At 42.6% G+C, this 11,834-nt stretch carries 11 protein-coding genes; 5 read left to right on the top strand and 6 right to left on the bottom strand.

All coding sequences use genetic code 11. The annotated features are described in order from the left end of the window. Positions 1-11: 11 nt before the first annotated feature. The 3 genes from JOD17_RS21655 to JOD17_RS20365 form a co-directional block, all read right to left on the bottom strand. Complete coding sequence (locus JOD17_RS21655; RefSeq protein ID WP_204699783.1) at positions 12-1,169, bottom strand: BclA C-terminal domain-containing protein; 1,158 nt, start codon at positions 1,167-1,169, stop codon at positions 12-14. Between the two features lie 96 nt (positions 1,170-1,265). Continuing rightward, positions 1,266-2,360, bottom strand: coding sequence for a tetratricopeptide repeat-containing glycosyltransferase family 2 protein (locus JOD17_RS20360; protein ID WP_204699784.1), 1,095 nt, complete (start codon positions 2,358-2,360; stop codon positions 1,266-1,268). A 73-nt stretch (positions 2,361-2,433) separates the two neighbouring features. Further along, positions 2,434-3,012, bottom strand: coding sequence for a TetR/AcrR family transcriptional regulator (locus JOD17_RS20365; protein ID WP_204699785.1), 579 nt, complete (start codon positions 3,010-3,012; stop codon positions 2,434-2,436). Positions 3,013-3,113: 101 nt separating this feature from the next. Between JOD17_RS20365 and JOD17_RS20370 the strand changes: the two genes are divergently transcribed. Next, on the top strand, positions 3,114-3,455 hold the full coding sequence (locus JOD17_RS20370) for a DMT family transporter (protein ID WP_204699786.1): 342 nt from the start codon (positions 3,114-3,116) through the stop codon (positions 3,453-3,455). Beyond that, positions 3,452-3,766: a DMT family transporter gene (locus JOD17_RS20375; protein ID WP_204699787.1), complete on the top strand. Its 315-nt coding sequence runs from the start codon at positions 3,452-3,454 to the stop codon at positions 3,764-3,766. The genes JOD17_RS20370 and JOD17_RS20375 overlap by 4 nt, the downstream gene beginning before the upstream one ends. Positions 3,767-4,134: 368 nt before the next feature. On the opposite strand, the gene JOD17_RS20380 is transcribed toward JOD17_RS20375, so the two are convergent. Further along, positions 4,135-5,637, bottom strand: a complete 1,503-nt coding sequence (locus JOD17_RS20380) for a BCCT family transporter (protein WP_042418277.1) — start codon at positions 5,635-5,637, stop codon at positions 4,135-4,137. Positions 5,638-5,781: 144 nt separating this feature from the next. Here JOD17_RS20380 and map point away from each other — a divergent pair, with 144 nt between their 5' ends. Both map and JOD17_RS20390 read left to right on the top strand, forming a co-directional pair. Then, positions 5,782-6,534 (top strand): type I methionyl aminopeptidase, encoded by a 753-nt coding sequence (gene map / locus JOD17_RS20385; RefSeq protein WP_204699788.1) that lies wholly within the window; start codon positions 5,782-5,784, stop codon positions 6,532-6,534. 147 nt (positions 6,535-6,681) lie between these two features. Beyond that, the gene (locus JOD17_RS20390; RefSeq protein ID WP_204699789.1) at positions 6,682-7,494 is read left to right on the top strand and encodes a PepSY domain-containing protein; all 813 of its coding nucleotides are present in this window, start codon (positions 6,682-6,684) and stop codon (positions 7,492-7,494) included. Positions 7,495-7,567: 73 nt separating this feature from the next. On the opposite strand, the gene JOD17_RS20395 is transcribed toward JOD17_RS20390, so the two are convergent. Together JOD17_RS20395 and JOD17_RS20400 are read right to left on the bottom strand one after the other, a co-directional pair. Beyond that, positions 7,568-9,205: an ABC transporter substrate-binding protein gene (locus JOD17_RS20395; RefSeq protein ID WP_204699790.1), complete on the bottom strand. Its 1,638-nt coding sequence runs from the start codon at positions 9,203-9,205 to the stop codon at positions 7,568-7,570. Between the two features lie 128 nt (positions 9,206-9,333). After that, entirely contained in the window at positions 9,334-10,185 is an 852-nt protein-coding gene (locus tag JOD17_RS20400; protein ID WP_204699791.1) for a ComEC/Rec2 family competence protein, read from the bottom strand. A 141-nt stretch (positions 10,186-10,326) separates the two neighbouring features. On the opposite strand from JOD17_RS20400, the gene JOD17_RS20405 reads away from it, so the two are divergent. Beyond that, positions 10,327-11,703 (top strand): dipeptidase, encoded by a 1,377-nt coding sequence (locus JOD17_RS20405; protein WP_204699792.1) that lies wholly within the window; start codon positions 10,327-10,329, stop codon positions 11,701-11,703. Positions 11,704-11,834 lie beyond the last annotated feature (131 nt).

An 11,834-nucleotide genomic window follows, 5' to 3' on the forward strand; every position in this document is an offset into this window, starting at 1 on the left:
GGGGATTTCACTTAACTTAAGCGGACAATGGTCAGACTTGCACCTTGACCACCTTGTAGTACTGCTGCTCCAACTAAACCAAACAATTGCAATGTTACTGTATCTCCTGCAGTTAAAGGAATAATTACATCTGCAGATGCTTCTGTAAGTGCAACTGTCGGTTCAACTGCTGATTGAGGAACACCTGTACCGTTAACGGTAATTTGAGAGCTTAAGAGCAATCCGACTGTATAACGTAAGCTATAACTAATTAAATAGCTACCCGTCTCAGTAACTGTGAACGTCTCATTATCACCACTAACTGTAACATTGCTCAAACTTTGACCGTCAGGTAATGGAACACTCGTACCTCCAAGAAGGACAGCGATTGTAGGAGCTGCTGTATTCGCAGCAAAACCAAAGGTTTCAGTAGGCGCTACGCCACCTGTTGGACCGGTTGGACCAATGTCTCCCGTTACCCCTGTCGCTCCAGTTGGACCTGCGTCCCCTGTCGCTCCAGTTGGACCGATGTCTCCGGTCGCTCCGGTTGGACCGATGTCTCCGGTCGCTCCGGTTGGACCGATGTCTCCGGTTGCTCCGGTTGGACCTGCGTCCCCTGTCGCTCCAGTTGGACCTGCGTCCCCTGTCGCTCCGGTTGGACCGATGTCTCCGGTTGGACCGATGTCTCCGGTTGCTCCGGTTGGACCTGCGTCCCCTGTCGCTCCGGTTGGACCGATGTCTCCGGTTGCTCCGGTTGGACCAGGTTCTCCTGTCGCTCCGGTTGGACCGATGTCTCCGGTTGCTCCGGTTGGACCGATGTCTCCGGTTGCTCCGGTTGGACCTGCGTCCCCTGTCGCTCCTGTTGGACCTACGTCTCCTGTTGCTCCGGTTGGGCCAGGTTCTCCTGTCGCTCCTGTTGGACCAGGTTCTCCTGTCGCTCCTGTTGGACCAATCGGACCTGTTGGACCGGTAACACCTGTTACACCAGTGATACCTGTGATACCTGTGATACCTGTCGGGAATGTTGGCTGTGTTGGTTGCGTTGGTGATGTTGGGAATGTTGGCGATGTTGGAAACGTTGGGAATGTCGGGATCGTGCCCCCACCAACAAATCCAGGTCCGTTAATTAAGTTGTTGTTAATTCTAATTCCGCGAAAACCTCTATTATTAAATGGATTTCCAAAAGTCATGATTCCACCTCCATTGAGTAAGATGCGATCTCGATTCATCCTATTCAAATGGAGGCAAGCCGGTACCCTCATATACCTAATTATGTTCGACTTGGGTCATCCTTGTTGTTCCGATTGTTCTAGTTCTTTGAATATTTTCCGGTTATATAGGACACTCTCGTGATCTGGCATCGTTTCTGCTGCTTTTTCGTTAGCAATTTTGGACTTTTCTAAATCTCCGAGTCGGAAATAGCAAACACATAATTGCAAATGTGGATACCATGTTGAATACGCATGGTTTACGAAATTTAACTGGTCACCTTCTCGTGATTGTACCGCGAGCTGATACCAAAATAACGATGTTTCAAAGTCTTGTTTTTCTTGAAAGTAATTTCCAATCATGCAACAACTTTCCGGCCTAGGCTCTTTATATTTCAACGTTCTAAGAGACTGTTCCAACGCCTTTTCTGATTCTCCTAACGCCAAATAAGAATGAGTCATCGCTTGGCAAGCACGAATCTCATCTTCTACCCAACCTTGTTTCGTTTGTAAAAACTGCTCATACCGTTCAATCGCATCTTGATGCCTTCCCTTTTCTCTAAGTTCATTGGCATAATAAAATGTATCCCTCGGTGTAAACGGCTCTTCATTTGCCAACATTTGTTCATAGATCTCTAAGTTACGATTCGAATTCGTCGGTTTCGTTTTAACTTCTTTACGATGAAACACCGCGACATCAGAGGTGAGTATGTTTCCACCCACTTGTAAAAACTCGTGGACAGCACCTTCCCATTTAAACCCACAAGCTTTTTTCACGATTCGATGGCGACGGTACGTAAACATCGGTTCGCCGTTTGAATCAAATGATAAATGGTATTTCATTGATACTGCATCAATCGACTCGTTAAGCTCACTTTTTAGTTTTTTTAGCTTTTTTTGATCGTCTTTACTGAGCATATCATCGGCATCTAACCACATAATAAATGGTTTTGTTGCTTGGTCGAATGCGTAGTTCCTCGCTTTTGCAAAATGATTCACCCATTCGAAGTCATAAACCTTGTCTGTATACTTTTTTGCAATCTCTTTCGTACGATCGGTTGATCCTGTGTCTACAATAATAATCTCATCCATGTAATCTTTCACGGACGATAAGCAGCCATCAAGAACCTCTTCTTCATCTTTTACGATTAAGCATAAACTAATCTCAGCCATCTTCGTGCCACTCCTCCCAAAAAGAAAGGTATTTGTGGCATCCTATGTAAAATCAACAAACCTGTGCTTGTGCCTAATAACAAACTCCTCGCCAAAAAACATCCCAGGCATGATCAAACCGTTGCCTGAAATCTCTTTCCTCATAAATAAAACTCTCTGTAAACAAACCATCAAGAAGGCAAAAGTAGCTTGCAATAAATTGCTCTTTTGATAGGTGATGAAACTGATTCTCCTCAATTCCACGGTTATACAATGTCACTAATTGTGCATTCATGCGCTCATCACCATCACGAACAATTGCCTTCACTTCTTTATGAATGGCGACTGGAGGGAAAATCATAAACCGCTTGTACATCATCCCCTCATGTTTTTTAATAATAAACTCACAACTTTGCTCTAGTGATTGTCGGACGTGCTGTTCAAGGTCTTGATGAGTAAATGTCTCAATGCTTTTTCGTAATTCTTCAATTAACTCGTTCATCACTTTTTCAGCAACAACTAAATACAATTCGTCTTTATTCTTAAAATGATTATAAAGAGACGGTTTCTTAATTCCTACGTTTGTTGCAATTTCTGCAAGCGTCGTCCCTTCATAACCTTTAGAAGCAAACGCTCGCATCGCCTCATATACAATTCGTTCTTTCGTTGACATATGCACCAGTCCCTTCCATTGAATTTCATTAATCGAGATGATAAACTAACTATCGTTAGTTAGTAAATGTATGGTAAGTTCTACACTTTGAGGTGAACACGATGAACAAATGGTGGCTCGTAATTATTGCTGCATTCTTTGAAGTTGGTTGGGCTACTGGCTTGAAATACGCAGATAGCTTCGGTGCGTGGACATTAACCGTAATTGCAATTGTCATTAGTTTTTGGTTACTTGTACGCGCAGCAACGTCACTGCCGACAAGTACAGTATACGCAATCTTTGTTGCCTTAGGAACTGTCGGAACCGTTGCTGTTGATTTGCTGTTCTTTAGCGCTCCGTTTAATCTTTGGATGCTCGTCTTTATTGCTTTATTACTCGTTGGTGTTATTGGTTTAAAAGTTGTAACAGGAAGTCTTGACGAAGAAGAGGAGGTAAAACGATGAGTTGGACCTTCTTAATAGTAGCTGGGTTGTTTGAAGTGGTTGGTGTTACCGGCATTCAAATGATTACAAAAGGCGAACGCAAAAAAGGGTTCCTCGTTCTTATTCTCGGTTTTGCCATTAGCTTTTCGTTACTCGGAATGGCGATGGAAGAAATCCCTCTCGGTGTCGCTTATGCTGTTTGGACGGGGATTGGTACGGTTGGAAGTGCATTAGTTGGAATGATGTTCTACAATGAATCCAAAGATCGACTGCGGATCGTTTTCATCGGAATCGTTGTTGTTGCAGTTATTGGTCTTCGAATTGTGTCTTAAGATCATGGTCATATAATGAAAGAAGACGTTCATATACTTGAACGTCTTCTCAGGCTGTTGAGAAACTTAAACGGACCAAAAGCGTACTCGTAAATGAGTAAGCGGCTTCTGTGGCTACGCTTGCCGCGGGCGTTGCCTCAGCTATCGTGCTTCGCACGATGATCTTCGGCTAACGCTACTCCCGCAGGCGTCTTCGCCACGACAGCCGCTTTTATACAGCATATTGAGTTTGTAAAAGCAAAAGTAAAATGTATAACTTCAATACTTTAAAATCTACAAGTTCATTAACTCTCTACTTCATTTATATAAGAACAGCACTTTTTCGACAATCTGAGAAGACGTTCATATACTTGAACGTCTTCTTTTTATTACGATTTCGTCTTACGCAAATTCTTCGCTTCTTTCGTCATGACCATAACCAGACCGATCATCATGAGTAGCATAATCACCGAGAACGGCAAGGCGGCGACAATTAATGTATTCTGCAAGGCTTGTAGCCCTCCTGAATACAAGAGTACGAGTGCAGTTGCAGATAATAACACACCCCAAATAATTTTCAAGCGGTTTGGAGGGTTGTTAGAACCATTCGTTGTAAGCATACCAAGTACAAACGTAGCCGAGTCAGCTGATGTGACAAGGAAAACGAATAAAGCAAAGATCGTAAGAATCGACATCAATGTACCAAAACCGTATTGATCAAAGGTTGCGAACAACATCTGTTCTGTAATGTAATCAGAAATCATCGCTGTTCCATTGTGCTCTAGGGCAATCGCTGCCCCACCAAAAACAGAAAACCAAATAAACACGATGACAGTAGGAACGAGCAGAACTGCAGTGACAAATTCACGGATCGTTCTTCCTCTTGATACACGAGCAATAAAGATTCCTACAAACGGAGCCCAAGCAATCCACCAAGCCCAATAGAACAACGTCCAATCATTAATCCATTGGCGGTCTTCTTCATTATGTGGTGCAATTCGAAAACTTAATTCTGGTAGGTTTTGAATATAGCTACCAATCGTATTCGTAAACAAATTAAGTACGTACATCGTAGGTCCAGTCGCTAGTAATAAGAGGAATATAACTGCGATTACAGACATGTTTAAATTACTTAATACTTTAATACCTTTGTCTAGCCCATTCCATGCGGACATTAAGAACAATACGGTCACGATTGCAACAATCCCAACTTGCAACCAGAAGCTCATGTCCCAATCAAATGCATAGGCTAAGCCCCCATTAACTTGCGTCGCTCCGAGCCCGATTGTCGTAGCGACACCGGTAACAGTCGCTAAAACAGCAATAATATCTGTCGCTTTCCCGATTGGTCCGTTAATCTTATCCCCAAAAATCGGGTGTAATGTAGAACTAATTAATCCAGGTCGATCGTGCCTAAAGTTAAAGTAAGCCAGAGACAATGCTAAGATACAATAGACTGCCCAACCGTGAAGTCCCCAGTGAAATACCGTAAACATGATGGCGTTATTTACAGCCTGATCTGTACCGGTACCTTCTGCACTAACTGGTGCTTGAATCGCATAGTGACTGAGTGGTTCAGCGGCTCCGAAGAATACGAGACCTACACCCATACCTGCACTAAATAACATCGAAAGCCAAGACAACCGGCTAAATTCTGGTTTCTCATCCGGTTTACCGAGTTTCATTTTTCCCATCGGACCAAACATTAAGTACAACGTAACTATTAGAAACATCGTTACGAGAATTAGATAATACCAACCAAATGTATTGCTAATGAAATCCTGCGCTGTAGCCGTCCATTCTTCTAACTGATCAGGAATTATTGAACCAATCAGTACGAGTACTAAGATAATAATTCCAGAAATAATAAATACGCTGTCGATTCGTTTCAATCGATTCATTTTTTTGCCTCTCTTCTAGTTGAATGCTCTTCTTATTCTTTCCACAACTCTTCTTTCCTATGAGCAAATAAAAGTCAAAGAGCATCTGTTCACTTACTTACATACGATACAAAAACGGTGTAGGGAGGAACGATGATGATTTCAATAAAAACTTCTGAAGAAATTGATAAAATGCTCATCCCTAGTCAACTTGTCGCAAAGATGCATCGCGAGCTTGGACAATTCTTAAAACCTGGGGTTACGACAATGGATGTCGAACATTTCGTAAAAACGTTCGCAGAAAAGTCTGGTGCCCGGTGCGCACAAATTGGTTATTTAGATTATCCGTATGCGACGTGTAGTTCCGTCAACGATTGTATTGCGCATGGATTTCCCGATCACACACCATTAAAAGATGGTGATGTCGTTACGATTGATACGGTTTTCGATGTCGCTGGCTGGAAAGGTGATTCTGCTTGGACGTACTGTATTGGTCGTACAACGCCACAAACGAATCACTTAGTGTATGTAGCAAAGCAATGCTTATTAAAAGGGTTAGAACAAGTAAAACCTGGTAATTATACCGGCGACATCGCATACGCCATTCAAACGTATGCCGAATCATTTGGGTACGGGGTCGTCGAAGACCTCCTTTCACATGGGATCGGTCGTGAGATTCATGAAGAGCCGTTCTATCCTCATGTCGGTCAACCAGGTACAGGAACGGAGCTTACACCTGGGATGGTGCTTACCGTTGAACCGATGATTAATGAGGGAACTCCCCTTTTCTTCATTGACGAAGACGGGTGGTCCGCTCGCACGCTTGACGGTCTTAATTCCGCTCAATTCGAGCACACTGTCGCCATTACAAATCAAGGTCTACGTATATTAACCGATCAAGAATCGTAACCGTTTTATACTAATGCTTCTTCTTACCCGAAAACGTATTATCACGAAACCAGTAAATGAATTCTCATCAAATTTTAATGAACAACTCAGGCCATCTTCATCTCCTTTGGGTACTGTATAATTACAACCTCAAAGGAGAGATGATCCATGAGAAAACAAACATTTGCTTTTAGCATCCTCGCTAGTTCATTGCTCATTGCGGCATGCTCAACAGGACAAGCATTAGAAAATAATCAATCATCCGTCGACCGCCAAACTGCTGTTAACGTTGGAGATGACTCGGGTGACTCAAGTACAGATGAAAGTCAATCATCGTCACCAAGTGCTGAAATCAGCACAGAACAAGCAAGTCAAATTGCCACTGATTTACTCGGAGGTACAATTGAGAAGGTTGATCGTGATGTTGAAGATGGCGTAACCGTTTATGAAGTTGAGCTTTATAGCGGTCAAGAAGATTTCGACGTAGATATTGACGTAGCGACTGGAGACATTCTGAACATTGACGGGAATTTATTAGAAGCTGAAAACACAATAGACGTTAGCATCTCAAAAGAAGAAGCTGAAGACATTGCCCGTAACCAAACTGGTTTAGCCGACATCGCCCAAATTGAACTCGAAATGAAAAACCAATCCTATGTATACGATATTGAAATGCTCTCAATTGATGATGATACGGACATCGTGATCGACGCGAATAGCGGAGACGTCTATTCTATGGACACTTCCATTGCAACAAAAGGAGCTGATGCGTTCAAAGATGCCAATCTTATGCCTCGTTCCGAATTAGAATCAATTCTCGTTGAACAATTCGGTGAAGATTTAACAATTAAAGATCTTGATCTCGACCGTGAAAATGGAAAATTTATGTACGAAGTAGAAATTATAGCAGATAACGTTCGTTATGAGCTAGTGGTCGATGCAGAAAACGGAACGTTACTTGAACAAGAAATCGATGATTAATTAAAAAAAGCATTGCATGGGAATGTTCCATGCAATGCTTTTTTAGAGATATGTTGATAAACCTCGGTTACTTTTAGTAACCTGCTTCTTCTTCAGTAATCGTTACTCCAGAAATATCAAATACGCCATTCGATAGTTGGAGGAAGCCTTCCACATTGTCAGCAATACCAATTCGGAAGTCATCATGAACGGTGAAGATTTTTGGAGCTTCATTAATTATGATTTGTTGTGCTTCTGCATACAACTCAACACGAGCGTCTTCGTCTACTTCAGAGCGAGCCGCTTCTAATAACTCGTCAACCTCTGAATTGCTATAGAACGTTCGGTTACCAGACGCCCCATGCTCTTCTGTATGATACAGAGAGTACATACCGTAATCTGCATCACCCGTTACTGTTGTCCATCCTAAAATTACCATGTCATGCTCACCATTTGCAGATGCGTCGAGCAAAGAACTCCACTCACGTTGGTCAATTGTCACATTAATATTGAACTCGCTCAATTGATCTTGAATGATCTCTGCAAGTTGAACACTTAATTCATTCTCTTCACGTACCATTACCGATACGTCAAATCCATCTTCATGTCCAGCTTCATCTAACAACTCTTGCGCTTCTTCTGGATTGTATTCTAAGGGCTCTATTCCATCGCTATAGCCAAATACGAGTGGGTTTAATGGTCCAATTGCCTCAGACCCGTACCCTTCATAAATCGCTTCTACAATTGAAGGTTTATCAATGGCCTTTGCAACTGCCACACGTACATTCACGTCATCAAATGGTTCAGACTCATTGTTAAATCCAATATAGTCTAGGCGCAGACTTTCTACTGATGAAACATCTGCTCCTTCCATATTTTCAATTTGACTCATGTTAACTGGTTCAATATTCTCGGCTACGTGCACTTCACCTGTGTCAAGTTGACCGATTCGAGTGAGTTGCTCTGGAACAACAAGATACGAAGCCGTATCAATTGCAGGTAGGTCACCCCAATAATCTTCGTTTCTCGTTAATAGAATCTCCGTACCTTGATTCCAATCCTCTAATTGAAACGGACCTGTACCTACAGGCTCAAGATCAAGGTTACGCTCACCATTTTCTTCTTCTTCGATTGCTTTTGGACTAATCATTCCGCCACCATCATGCGCAAGGTTTGCAGCGAGTGGTGCAAACGGATATTCTGTCGTGATTTCAACGGTGTAATCATCAATCACTTCAATGTTTTCAATCATTTCATACATAAAAGCTTTTGGAGAAGCAACATCAGGATCAATCACTCTTTCGAGTGTTCGCTTAACTGCTTCACCATTAAATGGTTCACCGTCTGTAAATGTAACATCTTCCCTAAGAACAAATTCCCACGTTAATTCGTCAATTTGCTCGAAGCTTTCTGCAAGCTCCGGTACTAATTCCATATTCTCATCATGATTCACTAATCTTTCATAAATGTTCGTTCGCACGTGAGAAGAACTCGTGTCGTTTGATCCGTGCGGATCAAGGTCTACTGCATCACTCATCATTGCAAGTCGAAGGTCCCCGCCTTCAGTCGCAGTACTAGTGTCACCTTCTACATCTGTTTCTTCTCCACTAGCATCTGTATCCGGTTCTACCGCGTCTTCATCGACCGACTCATCGCTTGAACATGCTGCTAGTGCGCCAACAATCGTTAGTGCTACAACCCCGCTAACGAAACGCTTTTTGAATTTTTTCACTTTTAACCCTCCTAGTAACTTTCCGATAAAGTGATCATGACTATTGTAGCTTTTTCTCTTTATTCAGACAAGCATGTATTTTAGCATATTTACTAATCCAAATAAAAATGCAGGAATAATCCTGCATTTTACCGTTCTGAGAATAACTCCCATTCGCCATCTTGAATGATCACATACACTTCACCATGTTCAGCCGTTCCGAATAACTCGATCCCCAAATCTTCAAAGCGTTCTACAACTTTATCATGGGGGTGACCATATTCACTATCAACGTCCGCTGAATAAATGGCCACTTCAGGATCAACCGCTTGTAAAAACTCTTCACCATTTGACGTACTAGAGCCGTGATGACCGACGTGGAAAACATCTGCATTTAACAACTCTGGTTGTTGCATCATGTTCTCTTCCGCTTCACGCTCAGCATCTCCTGTGAAAAGAACGGATACCCCGTCATACGTCACACGCATTGCAAGTGATCCATCGTTAAGGTTACTCGTTAGCTCATAAGGGTTTAAAACCTCAAATTCAAATCCACCAATCGTCGCCACATCACCAGGACTTGGTTCTTCATACGCAGCTTCACTTTCAAGAACTGCATCAATCACTCGTTCATACGTTGCGGATGTATGTTCTTGACCGTTCATCCACACTTCTTCAACGTCATAATTCTCTAAGATCACGTCTGCTTGCCCGATGTGATCGGCATGAGGATGAGTTAGAATGAGCAGATCGATATCCTGAACCCCATCAGCCTCTAAATACTCTAAAACGGCTGGATCGTCGTGCCTTCCCGTATCAATTAGGATCGTCGTTTCTTGATCTCGAAGTAATGTACTGTCCCCTTGCCCGACGTCATAAAAGACGACTTCTGCACCTGACATTGACTGTGCTTCTTCGGTAGTCGATTGATTAAACCCATTGTCACAAGCTGCCAACACGATGGTCAGTAAGAAGATAAACATAAATTGTAGTGCCCTCATTACACAAATCCTTCCCTTTTCACTCTTATATGAGCATAATCATACAGGCGAACGAACGTTTGAGTCAATCAGACATTTGCCCTTCGTTTCATCTGGTGGCAAAATAGAAGATAGGACTTATTTTCATAACGGAGGGCGATTATGACTACGATTGAACAAACATTAGCAGCAAAGCGCGAGCAACACTTAAAAGAGTTAAGCGACTGGTTATCCATTCCAAGTGTGAGTGCGCTATCTGAGCATAAAGAAGATATGACAAGAACGGCACAATGGACGGCAGACCAACTAACAACGATTGGACTCGAGAACGTTGAGATTATGCCTACGAAAGGGCATCCGGTCGTTTACGGCGAGTACCTTCAACACGATGATAAGCCGACCGTATTAATTTACGGTCACTATGACGTACAACCCGTTGACCCGATTGAACTGTGGGATACACCTCCTTTTGAGCCTGACATTCGTGACAATAAAATTTACGCTCGTGGAGCCACCGATGATAAAGGTCAAACGTTCATGCACATCAAAGCTCTTGAAACTCTCAAAGCTGTGCATGGCGAGCTTCCGATCAATGTGAAAGTCATGATTGAAGGCGAAGAGGAAATCGGAAGTCCGAACCTTGATGCTTTTGTTGAGCAATATAAAGAAAAGCTAAAAGCTGATGTTCTTGTCATTTCCGATACGACAATGATTGAAAAAGGTAAGCCGACCGTTTGTTATGGATTACGAGGATTAGCTGGATTGCAAGTCGACCTTAAAGGCGCAAAGGGCGACCTTCACTCTGGTCTCTACGGCGGAGGCGTACAAAACCCTCTACACGCACTAGCTTCTTTGCTTTCTAGTATGCACGATGAAAAAGGTCGAGTAACTGTGGAAGGTTTTTACGATAACGTGATCCCACTAATGGATGAAGAAAAAGCGGCATATGATGCGCTTAATTACGATGAATCTGCTCTCATCGAAGAGTTGAAAGTTCCGGAGTTATTCGGGGAAGAAGGCTACTCGTTCCTAGAACGCACATGGGTTCGACCTACTCTTGAAATCAATGGTATGTTCGGTGGATTCCAAGGTGAGGGAATTAAAACTGTTCTTCCAGCCGAAGCTTCCGCGAAAATTAGTTGTCGCCTCGTACCAGGACAAGATCCTGATGACATTGTTGAACGTTTGGACGCCCATATAGAGAAACATATGCCAAAAGGAGTCACATTTACGACTACACCTTTTGATAAAGGCAAACCATTTGTAACGCCATACGACCATCCTGCTATTCAACGAGCAGGCGAAGCGCTAGAAGAAGTATATGGAGAGAAAACCGCATACACACGTATGGGTGGTTCCCTTCCAATTGCTGAGACATTTAGTGAAATCCTAGATTTACCGATCGTACTTATGGGCTTTGGCCTTCCGTCAGAGAACTTCCATGCTCCAAATGAGCATTTTCACTTAGAAAACTTCGATCAAGGATTGCGTGCAATTTGCAACTACTATGAGAAACTAAGCAAAACTGGATTATCTTAATTTAATTGAAAATCTAAGAAGAAACGCACACTCTTTGGTGCCGCACCCCAAAAGTTAGAGTTAAAAACTCACTTTTGGGGTGTTTTGTTTGGTGAAATATAGTGACACATTTAAAGAAAAAGTTGTTTATG

Source organism: Geomicrobium sediminis (assembly GCF_016908595.1).
GTDB classification, from domain to species: Bacteria; Bacillota; Bacilli; order Bacillales; family Marinococcaceae; genus Geomicrobium_A; species Geomicrobium_A sediminis.